Origin of the sequence: Citrobacter sp. RHBSTW-00859 (assembly GCF_013729795.1) — a bacterium.
GTDB lineage: Bacteria > Pseudomonadota > Gammaproteobacteria > Enterobacterales > Enterobacteriaceae > Citrobacter > Citrobacter braakii.
This window is the reverse complement of sequence record NZ_CP056284.1, coordinates 2,931,928-2,946,849: the sequence shown is the minus strand read 5'-3', so window position 1 is coordinate 2,946,849 and position 14,922 is coordinate 2,931,928. Positions and strand designations below refer to the sequence as shown.

At 50.1% G+C, this 14,922-nt stretch carries 22 protein-coding genes, 1 tRNA gene and 1 pseudogene; 18 read left to right on the top strand and 6 right to left on the bottom strand.

Translation table 11 applies throughout. The features are described 5' to 3' along the window. Positions 1-27 precede the first annotated feature (27 nt). From HV302_RS14825 to HV302_RS14800, 6 genes are all read right to left on the bottom strand, one after another. Positions 28-261, bottom strand: coding sequence for a hypothetical protein (locus HV302_RS14825; protein ID WP_181626179.1), 234 nt, complete (start codon positions 259-261; stop codon positions 28-30). After that, the gene (locus HV302_RS14820) at positions 258-2,075 is read right to left on the bottom strand and encodes a hypothetical protein (RefSeq protein ID WP_181626177.1); all 1,818 of its coding nucleotides are present in this window, start codon (positions 2,073-2,075) and stop codon (positions 258-260) included. The genes HV302_RS14825 and HV302_RS14820 overlap by 4 nt, the downstream gene beginning before the upstream one ends. A gap of 333 nt (positions 2,076-2,408) precedes the next feature. Continuing rightward, positions 2,409-2,594 (bottom strand): hypothetical protein, encoded by a 186-nt coding sequence (locus tag HV302_RS14815; RefSeq protein WP_044711810.1) that lies wholly within the window; start codon positions 2,592-2,594, stop codon positions 2,409-2,411. Continuing rightward, the gene (locus HV302_RS14810) at positions 2,587-2,781 is read right to left on the bottom strand and encodes a hypothetical protein (RefSeq protein WP_181626175.1); all 195 of its coding nucleotides are present in this window, start codon (positions 2,779-2,781) and stop codon (positions 2,587-2,589) included. The genes HV302_RS14815 and HV302_RS14810 overlap by 8 nt, the downstream gene beginning before the upstream one ends. A gap of 152 nt (positions 2,782-2,933) precedes the next feature. Further along, a tRNA-Leu gene (locus HV302_RS14805) sits at positions 2,934-3,058 on the bottom strand. Positions 3,059-3,878: 820 nt separating this feature from the next. After that, positions 3,879-4,286, bottom strand: a complete 408-nt coding sequence (locus HV302_RS14800) for a helix-turn-helix domain-containing protein (RefSeq protein ID WP_181626173.1) — start codon at positions 4,284-4,286, stop codon at positions 3,879-3,881. 82 nt (positions 4,287-4,368) lie between these two features. Here HV302_RS14800 and HV302_RS14795 point away from each other — a divergent pair, with 82 nt between their 5' ends. The 18 genes and pseudogenes from HV302_RS14795 to HV302_RS14710 all read left to right on the top strand — a co-directional run bounded on the left by HV302_RS14795 (position 4,369) and on the right by HV302_RS14710 (position 14,915). Next, a complete protein-coding gene (locus tag HV302_RS14795) occupies positions 4,369-4,608 on the top strand; it encodes a Cro/CI family transcriptional regulator (protein WP_080625018.1) in 240 nt (79 codons plus the stop codon). Then, positions 4,608-5,084 (top strand): toxin YdaT family protein, encoded by a 477-nt coding sequence (locus tag HV302_RS14790; protein ID WP_181626170.1) that lies wholly within the window; start codon positions 4,608-4,610, stop codon positions 5,082-5,084. Before HV302_RS14795 ends, HV302_RS14790 begins: the two co-directional genes overlap by 1 nt. A gap of 12 nt (positions 5,085-5,096) precedes the next feature. Next, entirely contained in the window at positions 5,097-5,339 is a 243-nt protein-coding gene (locus tag HV302_RS14785; protein WP_181626168.1) for a DUF4222 domain-containing protein, read from the top strand. Beyond that, positions 5,336-6,430: a DnaT-like ssDNA-binding domain-containing protein gene (locus HV302_RS14780; protein ID WP_181626166.1), complete on the top strand. Its 1,095-nt coding sequence runs from the start codon at positions 5,336-5,338 to the stop codon at positions 6,428-6,430. Before HV302_RS14785 ends, HV302_RS14780 begins: the two co-directional genes overlap by 4 nt. Then, the gene (locus HV302_RS14775; RefSeq protein WP_220131616.1) at positions 6,414-6,869 is read left to right on the top strand and encodes a replication protein P; all 456 of its coding nucleotides are present in this window, start codon (positions 6,414-6,416) and stop codon (positions 6,867-6,869) included. Before HV302_RS14780 ends, HV302_RS14775 begins: the two co-directional genes overlap by 17 nt. A gap of 13 nt (positions 6,870-6,882) precedes the next feature. Beyond that, positions 6,883-7,545 (top strand): DUF1627 domain-containing protein, encoded by a 663-nt coding sequence (locus HV302_RS14770; RefSeq protein ID WP_181626159.1) that lies wholly within the window; start codon positions 6,883-6,885, stop codon positions 7,543-7,545. A 217-nt stretch (positions 7,546-7,762) separates the two neighbouring features. Next, positions 7,763-7,984 carry a hypothetical protein gene (locus HV302_RS14765; protein WP_181627498.1) on the top strand — a complete coding sequence of 74 codons (222 nt, stop codon included), beginning with the start codon at positions 7,763-7,765 and terminating at the stop codon, positions 7,982-7,984. A gap of 164 nt (positions 7,985-8,148) precedes the next feature. After that, positions 8,149-8,442: pseudogene (locus tag HV302_RS14760) on the top strand (dATP/dGTP pyrophosphohydrolase domain-containing protein); the annotation flags it as partial. Between the two features lie 26 nt (positions 8,443-8,468). Beyond that, positions 8,469-8,726, top strand: a complete 258-nt coding sequence (locus HV302_RS14755) for a hypothetical protein (RefSeq protein WP_181627468.1) — start codon at positions 8,469-8,471, stop codon at positions 8,724-8,726. Then, positions 8,702-10,765: a DNA cytosine methyltransferase gene (locus HV302_RS14750; protein ID WP_181626155.1), complete on the top strand. Its 2,064-nt coding sequence runs from the start codon at positions 8,702-8,704 to the stop codon at positions 10,763-10,765. The genes HV302_RS14755 and HV302_RS14750 overlap by 25 nt, the downstream gene beginning before the upstream one ends. Before the next feature lie 456 nt (positions 10,766-11,221). After that, entirely contained in the window at positions 11,222-11,401 is a 180-nt protein-coding gene (locus HV302_RS14745) for a hypothetical protein (RefSeq protein WP_181626152.1), read from the top strand. 10 nt (positions 11,402-11,411) lie between these two features. Next, on the top strand, positions 11,412-11,906 hold the full coding sequence (locus tag HV302_RS14740) for a type II toxin-antitoxin system death-on-curing family toxin (RefSeq protein WP_181626148.1): 495 nt from the start codon (positions 11,412-11,414) through the stop codon (positions 11,904-11,906). A 185-nt stretch (positions 11,907-12,091) separates the two neighbouring features. Beyond that, positions 12,092-12,328 (top strand): DinI-like family protein, encoded by a 237-nt coding sequence (locus tag HV302_RS14735; protein ID WP_181627466.1) that lies wholly within the window; start codon positions 12,092-12,094, stop codon positions 12,326-12,328. 132 nt (positions 12,329-12,460) lie between these two features. Then, positions 12,461-12,640 (top strand): hypothetical protein, encoded by a 180-nt coding sequence (locus HV302_RS14730; protein WP_181626146.1) that lies wholly within the window; start codon positions 12,461-12,463, stop codon positions 12,638-12,640. Positions 12,641-12,788: 148 nt separating this feature from the next. Beyond that, the gene (locus tag HV302_RS14725) at positions 12,789-13,097 is read left to right on the top strand and encodes a Ref family recombination enhancement nuclease (RefSeq protein WP_181626143.1); all 309 of its coding nucleotides are present in this window, start codon (positions 12,789-12,791) and stop codon (positions 13,095-13,097) included. Next, complete coding sequence (locus HV302_RS14720; protein ID WP_103848999.1) at positions 13,090-13,449, top strand: RusA family crossover junction endodeoxyribonuclease; 360 nt, start codon at positions 13,090-13,092, stop codon at positions 13,447-13,449. The genes HV302_RS14725 and HV302_RS14720 overlap by 8 nt, the downstream gene beginning before the upstream one ends. After that, entirely contained in the window at positions 13,446-14,054 is a 609-nt protein-coding gene (locus tag HV302_RS14715; protein WP_181626140.1) for a hypothetical protein, read from the top strand. Before HV302_RS14720 ends, HV302_RS14715 begins: the two co-directional genes overlap by 4 nt. A 273-nt stretch (positions 14,055-14,327) precedes the next feature. After that, positions 14,328-14,915: an ORF6N domain-containing protein gene (locus tag HV302_RS14710; protein ID WP_181626138.1), complete on the top strand. Its 588-nt coding sequence runs from the start codon at positions 14,328-14,330 to the stop codon at positions 14,913-14,915. The last annotated feature ends 7 nt before the right edge of the window (positions 14,916-14,922 follow it).

Below are 14,922 nucleotides of genomic sequence, written 5' to 3'. Positions count from 1 at the left end.
CGTGACGCAGCAGGCGCAGGTTGATTGTCAAAAATCAGTCAGGTTTACCGCTGGTTTAACCCGGCGCCGCTTTTTCCTGACTTTCGGCCTTATCGTTGGCTTTACGATTTGTGGTAGTGCTGGCGGTAAAGAATGGGCATGTTCGCTAATACGCTTACGATCCCCCATCATCCACACGAGTCTTGCTGTCCAGTCTCGCCCGTCATCACAGACGTGCAGAGAGCGAATCAGGGCTTCATCGCCGGTTAAGTTCTCTGTCACTGCTCCGCCTCCGCACTTATAACCCCAGCGGCCAACGCTGCGGCCATGTGCGGCAATTCGTCAAAATCGCCGCGGTATGCCGGGTTTGCACACATCCCCTGCAGAGCTGCGAGCGTCAGTTGCTGGCGATAGGTCAGGGTGGTAAACGGTTCACCATTGGTGAAATCGCTACTCGGTGCGGAAACAGGCAGTTCAGGTTCTTTCTTCGGTTTGGCGGTGACAGATGGTGGATCCATCACTATCGGTTTTGGTGGCACTGGTCGGCGATATTCCACTATCGCATCGAGGGCGATCTTCTGACGCGAGGCAGCATCATCAGACCAGCTATCAAGAATTGTCGTTGCGACATCGTGAATTTCTTCATCGTTGAAATTAGGGGACAGGCAAAATTCAGTTGTTGCGATATCGATGATCAGCAGAGGAAGAACGTCAGCGATAATATGGCCAGTACATGCCACAACGCCTTCCGCTTCTTCCTTGCCCATAATGTCAGTACGTCCCGAAAGCAGGTCGTTCAGCGCGTGGGCAATCTCAATTTCATGATCATCCAGAAGTGGGCGATCGTCTTCCTGTTCGGTTACTTCCGTTTTTTCACCCTCATTTGAGGCGCTATTGGCAAATGCTGCATCCAGTTCCCTGTCGAGTTCTGCAGCGCGAGCCGGGCAGACTGCTGGTGGTAAATTTTCGTCCTGTAACGTCTGTTCGGTTTTACCATCAGATTTTGCTCCATCATTTTTTTGTGGCAGTGGTGCTAATGTGCGGCCACAGGCGATATCAATGACCAGCGGTGGTGGATTAACGCAGTCAAAACCCGCAATGCAGTTATCGATGTATTGGCGAAGTTCGCCGGGGTAAATATGAAGTTTTTCATCAGCGGTTTTGATGATGGCCACGATGGAAGCCGGGTGATAATCATGAATACCCGGTGTACGTGAAAATGGCGCACACCAGTCATCAATCTCGACATCTTTACTGCACAGCATGGTATTGATGCGCATTTCAATGCCAACTGGAGGGCTGCACACGTCGAAATCCATGGATCGGGATAATTTTCCCATGGCTGTGCGATAGCGCAGTCTGGTAGCAAGTTCGCTCATGGTCGGCTTGTCACTGCTCCTGGTGCCAGTCTGAACACACTTTTCTGGCTCGCGTTTATCGGGCGGGGTATCAGCCCATTGGGTAAACAGGTTTTTATAGTCTGGCCATTTAGCATTGTCGCGCGCCTTCTGACGCACCCAGGCCAGGCATTCGGTCTGTTTTTCAGGAAGCATGGCAAGAATGCGGGGTTCTTTGGCAAGACCCTCTGCCTGTTCACGTAAAGGGCTAAATTCATCATCATTCAGCATGTCGATTAACTGGCCATACTGAGAAGGGGTGATTTCATCAATGGCACCAAACACCGCAAGGCAGTATGCGCGGGCCAGCACATCCAGCTCTTTCACTGGTTTCATTTTTTCTTCTGTCGCGTCAGCATTAAGTTGTTCATTTCTATCAGCAAGCTCTGGCTCAACTATGATGCGCTCTGGTTCGCCTTTCTCAGCATTCCAGACAATTTCACCAGTGAAGAGGTCGGTATAGAACTGCCCTTCAACAGTGCAGAACATTCCCTCCTCTACTTCCCATACCTTGGGAGCAAAATAATCATCAGCATAATCTGGCGCGAACTGTATAAAATCTGCATGCAGTAATGTTTTTGCTATTGTTTTATTCTTGGCTTGTTTAAAAGCAACATAAACCGGAAGCGTACTATCTTTTTCAAGCGCGCTTTTTTTCGGTTCGAATCTCCCGCCAAATTTTTTTAATCCAGTTGTCATAATAACCTCAATAATGTTTATGTGAATGGCGCGCATTGCTTCTGCTTAAATTGCAGCGCCGCGGTTCATGAATTTGTTTGTAGGAGATAGCATGCTCAAGGCTACAGAAATAAGCAGTCACTACTCTCTTATGCATTCTTTTTGTTGATTTATACATGGAGTCATCAGAACTCCATTTTTTGCAATACGGACAGCACTCAAGTGTCACTTACCCTCCCTGCATAGCTGGCTATGACAGGACAGTCATTGATGGATATAGTTAGCCCTGCCAGTTAAGGCATAAATAAAAACTCTCTTAATTGTTTGAAGTTATCGAAGGGGGTAAATAAAATCTCAGCGTAAAAACTCGCTAATATTAACCCTCTGGTCGTTAACTATTTTGGTCATTACTTTGATGAAGCACATATCTAGCACCGCCTCATCTTTATATTTTTGAACGCCGGTTATATCAGCCACAGCCTTTTTATATTCAGCTTCAGCTGTACGTTGGGCAATATCTTCGCTGGTAAATTTAACCATTGGCACGCACCATCCTGAGTAGATGTTCAGTGTGATCAAGAGCAGCCTTCTGTTGTTCGTACAGTGCTTCAAGTTCAGTTGTCAGGTGGTCGCGAAACGCAGGAACGGTTAACTGGTGAATAAAATTACTTACTGAGCTTTCCACATCAGGATCCCCGTCCGGTATAACTGGCTGTAAATTTCTCATAAACCCTCCGGTAAAAAAGGTGCCCATCGTGGGTGATGGGCAAAGACCACGCGGCACACACAGCAACTAATCACATCTGCAAGCGCACTCCGCCTGTTTCACACCTGTCACCCATAACTGGTAAGTGAAGGAGTGCACTTTCATGTTGTGAGTTGTGCTGCCGGGACTCGAACCCGGATAACGTCTGGCCAGCCGCATGAGATAACCCAGGTTATGATCCTTGGTTAGTGCTCAACTCCTCCTTCAGGAGGCGCTCTACCAATTAAGCTACAACACAACGAAAAGAGCACTGCCGGTGTCCGAATCGAACGAACCTTTCCCTGCCCAACCCTCCCAACCGAATGGGACTGTCTGGAATCGAACCAGCACTTATGCCTTGCTCGTCAATGCTCTCATCGTTGCGTGCTGGTCTTTCCCAGCCGTCAGCGGTCTACTTCCCGCCGTCACTGCCGTCACTGCCGTCGAGAGTGCTGGCATCTCACTGACCTGATAACTCCCAGGATCAACTGGAGTGGTTGTTATCGCGACCAAAGCGCCACTGTCCAGGACATTTATAAGGACCGTCTCCAAGTGGTAACTCTTCCAGTCCCGGTAAGGATCCTGCGAGATGCTTACCATGACCGGCTGATATTCCCTGAAAAAAGCTGGCGGTAACCGGACTATTACGGGAAAACACCGGGCCGCCAGAACAGGGTTCTACTTCTTATTGCTTTGGCCTGCTTTTAACCACATCAGGCGCGGTGGTAGGTATCTTCGGGCGGGGTGCTAAGGGGGGGATTGACCCTGTTCCCTAACACTCCTACTGGTTTTCGGTATTCCGGCTTGGGTATCGCCACCAGCTATAGGAATTTGACTACGAGTTGCGGTTAATCAGACCGCGCCTCTGTTACCCCTCCCGAAGACACCTGTTTAGCGTTTAAAACTTAAAATCTGTTTCCCCTGTATCGCTAGGGTAAGCGGAACATTTTGATTCTGAGTAATCACTGCGTGTGGTTACTTGATGAGATAAGGTTAAGATTACTAACCAAGTTTGGCAAGCTATTTTTGGTGATAAAACTCAACAAAAGGAGCGTAAGAAGATAACTTACTGAAAATGATTATTTTTTCTCTGTTCGTTTGCGGGCTTTTAGGAGTTCTTCGAAGAGCTGGTTGAAGTTTTCAACTCGAGCCCGGAGATTTTGAATTTGAGCTAGTTGCTCTGATTCTGGCAAAGATCGATAGAGCTCAAGCATCTCTTGTTCATCAGCGCTTAAAGTTCTCTGCTCTTCAATTGAGACTGGTTCTGGCGGAGTCTGGTCTTCATCACCAAACAAAATCCAAGTAGGGCTGCACTGTAACACCTTAGCAAGTGCATGCAGGTTCTTACCTGAAGGCTCTGTGTTGTCACTTTCCCATAGTGAAATAGTGGCGTGCGATATCCCGAGAGCTTTTCCAAGATCTCGCTGCGTTAACCCAACGTCTTTGCGTCGACGTAATACTCGACGGCCTAAAGTTTCACTATTCATGTTTAGATATCTTAATTCTTCTTGACTAAAGAATTCTCACCAAATAACCTTGTTAAATAAACTCAACAAACGAGGTTGCTTAATGTACAAAATTGATGCCGTGAAATTTTTCGGCACAAACACTCAAGTGGCACATGCTGCTGGCGTCGACCGCTCTGCTGTAAGCCAGTGGAAAGAACTTGTTCCCGAGCGCTGTGCTCAGCGTCTCGCAGATGCCTCAAATGGCGCTCTCCATTACGACAAAGACGTTTATGACCGTTACCGCCAGGCCAAACGCCTTGGTAAACAGAATACCTGCACAACCAAGAAGGAATCTGATTGATGAAAATCAACGAGATCAAATTGCTGGCTATCGAGCTGGAAGAGTGGGCGATGAAGGATGGCAGGAAAGGGGGCTGGAAAAAGATTGTCCCGCTGATTACCTCGCATCACTACGGTGATTTGCTGGACAGCCTGGCGGATGTCGTTGATCCGTCAGAGTATGCGCGTCGCCTGCATAACAATACGCAGATAATCCAGCGGGCATTTCGAAATGACACGCCGAACTATCGTGGTCAGGCAGCTGCGCTGGCACCAGCAATCAGGGCTGCGATGGATGCAGAGCTGGCTGGCCAACATGACTTACATAACCTGGTGGCCATTGCGAACCGCGAGTGCATCGAGGCGACCAGCGCGGTGCTGACTGGTAAGCCCATGCAGGTTATCCGCAAAGAAACGGCAGAGGCAATTCAGGCGCTGGCCGATCTCATTCCCGGCGTCAGCATCCAGTTCAACCATATTGGTCCGCGTGCGGCGTAACAGGAGGCTCCCATGCTTGCCCAGGAATTAGTAGCCCGCATGAAAAATGCGATGAAGCACAAAGTACCGGCGGAGACAGTCGATCGCAGCGCTGAACTGATTCCGGGGATGAAATATCGCAACGAACGCGGACGCATGGTGACGGTAATGAGAGTTTCTCATCTTCGGGTTATGTACCGATACGAAGGTTATCAGGACATCTGCGAGACAGGCCGGAGAGAGTTTGATTTGAAATTTAGAAAGGTGCAGTCGTGAGCAGCAAATTACACGGTCTTGTTTGGGAAGGATGCGCTCCTGCTGGATTGGGAATTTCCCGCGTTGCGCTTATGGCCCGCCTAGCTGATTACAGCAATGCTGACGGCGTATCGTGGCCAGCGATTGAGACGCTCAGGATTGAGATCGGCGCTAAAAGCGATACGACAATAAAAACTGCGTTAGCTGAGCTTGTTAAAGGCGGCTGGATTAAAAAAACAGAACGCAAGCTGGGCGGAAGAAATCTGACAAATGTTTATCAGATTGATATCGCAAAACTGGAAGAAGCGGCAGCAGAGGGGCGTAAAAAAATACGGGAAGTGAGAGCCAAAAAGAAAGGTTCCCGTTGCCTGCCAGCAGGACAGGAAGATAAGGCGTCAATTTTTGACCCGTCAAATAATGGCCCCTTAAAAGAGGATAGTAAGGGGGCAGATTTTGACCCGTCAAAAATTGAGGGGTCAAAAATTGGTGAAAACAGCGATTTAACCCCCCCAAAAATTGACCCCGATCCGTCATTAAAACCTGATCCGTCATTAAACCCCACACATAACACGCTAGGTGGAGAGGTCGAACCAGTTAATAACAACCCGGTTCCTGAATACCCTGGACAACCTGGTATGAATTTTCCCGCCGGAGAGTCATTTGGGAAGGTCCCAATGACCATTGACTGGAAACCGTCGGCTGACTTCCGCCAGCGCGTTGGATTCTGGGGCATAACGATTCCGAATGGACTGAACCTCAGAGCCGAGCTGAACAGCTTCATTGCCTACTGGCAACCAGAGAACAAAGTTTTTTACCAGTCGCAGTGGGAGCAGAAATTTGCCCGCCACCTGCAACAGGCCAAACCCACGAAACCGCGAGGTAACTCACATGCAGGACTGGATCCAAACTCCACAGCAAACGCAGCTGTACAGCGAGCACGCGCAGCACGCGCTGCACAACTCCGCGCTCGAGGAGAAGGCGTGGAAGTTCTGGGTTCTCATGCTGGAAATTTACTCCAGCCGGTGGGAAACCAAAAACGGATCGGCTCCGTCGGACCTATGGATTGCTCAGATTGGGAATTTGACCAGCGACCGGATGACGAGCGTCTGTAACGCGATGGTTGCTCGCTGTGCAGCGGGTAATTCATGGCCACCTGACCTGGCTGAGTTCGTGACGCTGGTGGCTGACTGTGAGGGTGGGAAGCTTGGACTGAAGGTTTCTGACGTTATGGCGGAATACAGGAACTGGCGCAACGAATCTTACCGTTACGCCAGCACTGAGGAATATTTCATTGCCCGCGAATGTAATCCGGTCCTGTACCAGATTTGCACTGAACTTCGCCGAACCGGTGTTGAGCGACAAATGACTCAACCCGAGCTGGAGAGACTGGCAGCGGACCAACTGGCGAAGTGGGAAAAACACCTGGAGGACGGCAAACAGATCCCTCCGGTAAGAAAACAGATTGCGGCGCCACGCCATCCGGCAGGACCGACACCCGCGCAGCAGCTGCTTGAAGAATACAAACGCCGTAAAGCGGCTGGCTTAATTTAACCTGGAGAATGTTATGGAAACCATTTTAGACGTACTGAAAGCGATGGAAAAAGCGACTGCCCGTGAAATTGCGGCGCGCATGAAAATTGAGCCTGCGGCGGTGATCGGGATGCTACGTGAACACGAAGAGCGTAACGAGGTTGTTCAGGCTAACGGGTACTGGAAAGTTGCTATCGGGGAAGTTAAATCACAGCCCACGGCGGCCAGTTCTGTCAGCAAAACACCGGCAAGTGTATCAGTCAGCGACGTCATCGCATTACTGGCGGAACATGGACCACAGACATCTCTGGAGCTGGCAACACTGGCAGGTATTGAGTCAAAACGTGTGGCACCAATGCTGACCCACCACATGACAAAAGGGCGGATCATTCGCGAAAAAGTGGGCAGCAAGTTTGTTTATTCGGTGCCGGCTGCTGGACCAGTGAAAAACAAAAGCTCTGCACAACGGGAACCGGAGATATCAACTCCACCGGTACCAGAAAAATCCGTCACTGAAATTGTCGAGGAAATCCCCGCTTTCGTCAGCCGTCCTGATGATCTGCTGATCCCAACGGTACGCGGTATCTCAAGTGAAATTCGGCGCACAAAAGCGAAGCTGGCCAACCTGGAAAAACTTCGGGAAGCCGTTCGCAGCATTCGCAAACACGGTGCGCTGATGCAGGAGCTGGCGCAATGAAACAGTCTGAGTTACCACGCTGTCCTGAGTGCGGAAACATGCCTGAATACGCGTTGAAGCCTAATCATATGGGTTGGGTTTGGGGCGGATTGAAATGCCCATATGATCATTACCGTGTGAATTTGAACGGTCCAGCGGGCAGCCGCGCGCAGGCAGAAAAAAAGCTGGCGCCACAGTGGGTTGAACTGGTCGAAAAAGTTAGCAGAGAGGCTGTGCAATGAGCACTATTACCAGAGAACGCCTTCTAAAAATCCAATCGTGGCGCGAAACATATGGACCTGGTAGCAACATTGTGCTGCCAGCAGAAGAAGCGGAAGAGCTGGCGCGTATAGCGCTGGCCTCACTCGATGCTGAGAAAAATAAGTGCTGTCACGGTGCTCTCGATAATGAGGATGGTGTCATTACCTGTCGGTCATGCGGTAGGGAGTGGAATGTATGAACAATAGCGAATTAACAAACGAGCAGGTCGTAATGCTGCAATTAAGGATCATGAGCGCTTTATCGTTTTACCGCCAGCGACCAGAGAAAGAGGCAAAAAATATGGCTGACCTGCTTATGTTGTGTGGTGCAGCTGCAAGCGAGCTACAGGAACGCCGCAAAGCTGATAGCGAACGTGAACAAGTTCGCAGCGCCCACACCGAATGGTCACAGGCTACTTTCGGTGACGTAGGTCCTGTTGGTCCACTTAAGCATCTTTCCAAAGAAGCGCTTGAGGCTGCTGCTGAGCCAGGCGACCTTAGCGAATGGGCTGACATGCAGTTCTTGTTATGGGATGCGCAACGACGTGCCGGTATCAGTGATGAGCAGATTACCCTAGCGATGGTAGAAAAGCTGGCGGTTAACAAAGAGCGCGAATGGCCTGAACCGAAAGATGGTGAGCCGCGCCTGCATATCAAAGCGGATCAGCAGCAGGGAGAAAAATGATGGGGTTACGCCTGCAATACGCAACTAAACGGATTGCTGAACTCGAGGATCTGTTGCTGGTTGATGTTCCTGATACTGTATGGCCAGCCGAGGTAAAAATGGTTTTTTCTCAGGTTGAAAACGTTGAGGCGCTCCCGCCACATCAGCAGCGCCGCCTTAAGCATCACATCAACCGCATGTGGCTGGAGAAAATGCCGGTACCGTCAATTGTTACAGCGGCCCGTTCGCTGGCATGCGCGATGGGGAAATACGCGTGAGAGAAATCATTGTCGATAATTTTGCTGGTGGTGGCGGTGCATCAACCGGTATTGAAATGGCGATCGGTCGTAGTGTTGATATAGCAATTAACCATGACGAGAACGCCGTGGCGATGCACACAACGAACCACCCTGATACATTGCACTACTGCGAGTCTGTGTATGAGGTTCGCCCAAAGGTAGCTACCGCGGGTCGTCCGGTGGCGCTGGCGTGGTTTTCTCCTGATTGCCGCCACTTTTCTAAAGCTAAAGGCGCTAAACCTGTCGAGAAAGCGATCCGCGGACTGGCCTGGGTTGTACTGCGCTGGGGGCTTGATGTGGAGCCGCGGGTAATGAAACTGGAGAACGTCGAAGAGTTTAAAACGTGGGGGCCATTATTACGCGAATTGCCATTCATCAGTCACGCGGATCGCTTCCTTGATGAATTTATCGGACCACCTGAACCAGTTGAACAGCGTCCTGACCCGGCGCGTATGGGGGAGACCTTTAACGCCTTTGTCGCAATGCTGACGACAGGTATTTCTGCATCACATCCGGCGCTGGCTGAATGTTGTGAGTTTCTGAATATTTCGCTTGATAGCGAGGATGCCGCACGGCTGGTTAAAGGTCTGGGCTATGTTGTGGAGTATCGCGAACTGCGCGCCTGCGACTATGGCGCACCGACAATCAGAAAACGTTTCTTCATGGTCATGCGTCGCGATGGGAAGCCGATTGTGTGGCCAGAACCAACACACGGAGATCCGAAATCTCCTGCGGTTCAATCGGGCAGGCTTGCGCCATGGCGTACAGCTGCGGAGTGTATCGACTGGTCAATTCCGGCCCCATCGATATTCGGGCGCAAAAAGCCGCTGGCAGAAAATACCCTGAAGCGGATCGCGCGCGGCATACAGCGCTTTGTTATCGACAGTGCGTCGCCGTTCATTGTGAAATGCAATCACACCAGCACCAAAACGAGTTACGACTGTTTCCGTGGTCAGGCGCTGGGCGAGCCTTTGCAAACCATTACTAAAACCCACGGTTATGCGTTAGCCGTACCGCACCTGACAAAGTTTCGCACTGGTGCAACCGGCCAGCCCGTTACCGAACCGGTACCGACGGTTACCGCTGGCACATCAAAACGCCCTGGCGGGAATGGGCATGCTCTTGGTTTGGTAGAAGCCGCGCTGACCCCGTTCCTGGCTGGCAACGGCGGCATTGAATACCAGGCTAAACAGCGCCCGCTGGATAAACCTGCTCATACCATTCTGAAGCAATCCTGCGCCTGTCTGGTTGCGCCGGTTATCGCCCGGCAGTTCGGTGCCAGCGTCGGCCACCGGGCCGACGAGCCAAGCGCGACTATCACAGCGGGCGGTGGTGGCAAATCACAACTGGTGACGCCGACGCTGATTCAGATGGGATATGGCGAGCGCCCCGGGCAGGAACCGCGCGTGCTGCAACTAGACAATCCGCTGGGTACCGTTACTGCTGGCGGCAATAAGTTCGCGACGGTGAGCGCATTCCTGGCGAAGCATTACGGTGGGAATTACTCCGGGCCGGGCGTCGGTATGGATGAACCCGCGCACTCAGTGACTACTGTCGACCACCATGCAGTTGTTGCCTCACACCTGGTGAAATTGCGCGGAACATGCCGCGACGGGCAACGCCTTGATGTACCCATGCCAACGGTCACCGCTGGTGGCCAGCACGTTGGCGAGGTAAAAACAACTCTTGCGGTCGATGAATACGACGAACACCGCGCGCAGCAAACACTGACGTTCCTGCGCAAATACTGCGGTGAGGATTGCGACGGGCTGGTGACAGTTGACGGCATAACTTACCGCATAGTTGATATTGGCATGCGTATGCTGCAACCGCACGAGCTATACCGCGCGCAGGGCTTCCCGGAGTGGTACATCATCGACCAGGACTATCGGGGCAAGAAGTACGCGAAGGATAAGCAGGTTGCCCGCTGCGGTAACGCGGTGCCACCGCCGTTCGCTGAAGCATTGGTGCGGGCAAACCTACCGGAGTTGTGTGACAGAAGAGGTCAGGCTGCATGAGCCTAGATGATAACTATGTTCACATAAGTGAGTTGTTAACGATGAATATTTGCCTTTGTAACTGCTCAAAAAGCATGCCCCATATCGTGGGGGGCGAATACTACAGCAATAAAAGGAAAGTGGCACAACCAACACGTTATGATTTTGTGCAAAAAGTGCTATCTCTGCAAAATTAACATATTCGTCATTGCTGCTTGTTATGCGTGTATCGTCTATCTACATCACACAACTAAAGGTTGAAAATCGGCGAACGTGTATGGAACGTGAATACGCGTCTTTCAGAACGTCGGCGAACGTGACGACTTCTTTAGCGTTCGCCGATTGCTCAAGTATTACCGATGGTATTAAATAGACTTCAATAGCCCTGAATAGTCTTCAGTGGCTATGATTTCTTTGGATGTACTTTACATCCTTTAAGTTGATAAAGCACTGCCAGACGTGCATGAGGGGAAAATCATGGGTCACGCATTAAAAAAGGCAGATCGCTTGTACATTCCGCCTCGTGACAAATCTACGGTGGCGAAACCTCGTGCAGCGATCAGCGAAACATGTTCACATACTGATCAGGTAAAAAATGCCTTTGAGTTTGGTTTTGCTCGATATGAAAAGGCAATGGAAGATCTTTCTAAAGTCTGAGTGATTACGGATGACAGAGCACGTTGAAGGGGTTAACTATCTTTCGCTTGAAGATATTGTTTACATCAATAAAGCTCTTATCGAGACTCAGACTCCAAATGAACCTGTAGGTGTTCTTAATCAGAATAATCTCAGTTCATCTCAATCAAGACCAAGCACAATCAGATATTATGAGCAGACAGACGACATGTTTCGCCTGTCTGCTGTTCTGATCGAGAGTCTTATTCAGAACCATCCCTTTGCGAATGCTAACAAGCGCACCGCCATAATGGCTGGTTACGTTTTTCTGCTGCTGAATGGCTATGAACTCACGGCACCTGGAGATGAGGTTGTCATTATTGCTGAGGGCATAGCTCGTAAAGATTATTCGGTAGATGATTTGGAAAATTGGCTCTGCCACTGGTCACGCGAATACGACTCACGCTCTTTATGCTCGACAAGAACGAATCCGGTTCAGACTCTCATAGCAACATCGAAGTACATACGAATCATATCAAATGAATAACCCGCTACGGCGGGTTTTTTCTTGCCTATTCTGCGTTACCCTTCTGAATCAATAAGTTCTGAATGCTAGGAAAAACCCAGTGTATACAACGGTATGGCTTTGGCGAAAAGTGCTATTAACCACTTGAATATGAGCTTCAATAGGTATACTGTATGAATGTACAGTATATTGATGTAGAGGGAATTATGAAGATAGAACTTACCATCAACAAATCAAAAGACCTGCCGCGTGGCGCCATACCCGCACTTGAGAAAGAGTTGCTTAAACGACTTCAGAATCAATATGAAAATTGTTCTCTGGTTATCCGCAGGGCTGGCGGCGATAGCCTGACAGTTTTCGGTGGCGACAAGGGCGATAAAACGAAGGTGGAAGAAATCCTCCAGGAAACATGGGAAAGCGCCGACGACTGGTTTTTCAGTTGATCAATCCTCTCAGGCGGCATTGACCGCCATTTGTTACGCCTGATTGCTAAATTTCTCGTTGCGCGCCGCGCTACTGTTAAGAGGCAATTTCCGTTGGCTTAACGGTGTGGATATCACCGCAAGGGGCATCTCATGCAAATTCCGGATGATTTAATTCCCGGACTGCCGGAGCATACTGGCCCGGTTCTGATTTATGTCGTAAAGGGCAGGGCAGAAAGGGGATTCATGCTGCGCAAAGATGAATTTGTTACGTCTTTGCGGGCACTGGAAGAAGCAAGAAAGAAAGCTGGCCTTCCTGTTTCAGATGTCTGATAAGTTGGGTTATACTCGAATACGGGTCTGAACAACCCTCTGAGTAACACTGCGCCAAACGGGAAATCACGATGGCGCATAAAACTGAAATATCCCAATCATACCGTTCCTTCGTGAGCGGTGTCTTTGTTCGTGCTGGCGGTGCAGCATGAGCAGATCAAAAAATAAAGCTGAAAAACTCCATTTATCCCGCGTTGCCGATTTGCATTGTATTGTCTGCCGCAACGAAGGGCTGGGAGATACCCCCGCTGAAATCCATCATTGCAGCTCCGGTACCGGGATGTCTGTTCGCGCAGATAATTTTCACGTAATTCCTCTCTGTCATACCCATCATCGTACCGGTGGTCATGGTGTGGCCATTCATGCCGGGCGCCAGTCCTGGGAAAACAAATTCGGCACTGAAACAGAGTTGCTCGTGCAGGTTCTCTACGAGTTGGGGGAATCGGCTCATGCCTGAATATAAAATCATGCCAGTCGGTAAGCCCAGGATGACCCGCGCTGACAAATGGAAAAAGCGCCCCGAGGTTCTGCGTTACCGGGCTTTCTGTGATGAAGTTCGTCTGCAGGGTATTGAGCTGCCGGAAAGTGGTTCGCATGTCACCTTCATCCTTCCGATGCCAGCGAGCTGGAGCAAAAAGAAACGGGCTGAGTTCAATGGTAAACCGCACCAGGTTAAACCTGATTTCGACAACATGATGAAAGGCCTGATGGACGCTATTTACGAAAATGATGCTCATATATGGGATGCACGGGTATCAAAATTATGGGGTGAAACAGGGAGAATTATTATTGAGGAGCTAAAAGCATGACGCCACGCCAACGCAGACTACAGCAGTCAGCATTTGAAAAAGCAGCAGCTGCGCCGCGTAAAAGCTGGCTTGGTAAATGCATTCTTCTGACGGGGATTCAGTCCGGATGGATTAAATCCCTGCTCACTACATGGGGCGAGGGTGTGGGAGGAAAAACAGCACCTCGTATGCCGCGGGGCCATGCGTGCTGGAATGTGCTTAAGGGACGGAACTGGTCAGATAAGGCGCTTGAGCGTTTCACTGCTGCGTTGAATCAGGCGAGAGAAGAGGGATTCCGTGGACAGCAGGCAATGAACAGGGCACACAGCATTCTCTGGCCGCAGTCACCTGCCAGTGTAATTGACGAAGCCCTGCATAATGATGATGTCGATTTTGTTGAGCACTGCGTGCTGCAGGCGCTGGATATAAACGATCCGGTTTATGTTGTTGGTCTTCAGTATTACACCACCCGAAAAAAAATCGCAGATATCGCCCGGGAACTGAAAATGATTGCCCCGTGGTTAACTGACAGAGCTGCGCGAGAACGCGTGCGTTGGTGCCTGGAAATATTCAGAGCAAAAACATTCCTAGCTGTGCGTAATCAGATGCAAGCTGGGGATAGTTGATTGACAGAAATCAGGATCCGGGGCTATATTCTCGCTGCGCCAGCAAAATCTGGCGTCGGGATTGGCGTCCTGGAATACTACCGCGACAACGACACGCCGCGAGCGTGTTTTTTATTGTCGCTTGCATAGTCACATCTTCGCATTATGGTGGGCTGTGTGGGGGAGCCGAGAGGCTCGCCGGAAGGTAGACCGGTTACGCCAACCCTGCACAGTTCACCACCCCTGATTGGCGTCAGTCGTGGTGAGTTTAATCATCTACCGGAGGAAGTCACTATGACTACTCGAATAAATGCAGAAAACCTTTCCCCTATTACTCATAACCAGATTGCAGTTATTACAACTGAGTTATTGGCTCAGGTTTATGGCACGGAAGCTATTCGCATTCGTCAGAATCACAAACGAAATGATGATCGTTTTATTGAAGGGAAACATTTCTTCCATCTGAAAGGATCTGACTTAAAAGCATTTAAGGACAGAGTATCTCAAAGATACTCTGTTGATAGCGACAGGGTGACTTTAAGTCACTCAGTTGCAAAACACACCCGTTCCCTTATCCTCTGGACAGAGCGCGGCGCCGCCCGCCACGCAAAGATGCTCGAAACCGATCAGGCATGGGAAGTTTTCGAGAAACTGGAAGATCATTATTTCAGCACGCATAAAAAATCAGATCTGCCTGCTGTTGGATATGGTCCACTTAACATCGATATCCTGCTGGCCATACGAGATGATAAAGTTGCGTTTATCAATCAGCACAGAGCTGGAACGCTGATTACTGTAGAAGAAGCATTAACACTCCTGCGGGCCAGAGGATGGTTGGTCATGCCAAAAGAGGAACTGGCCAGGAGGCTGATGGATCTTTGAATACCTG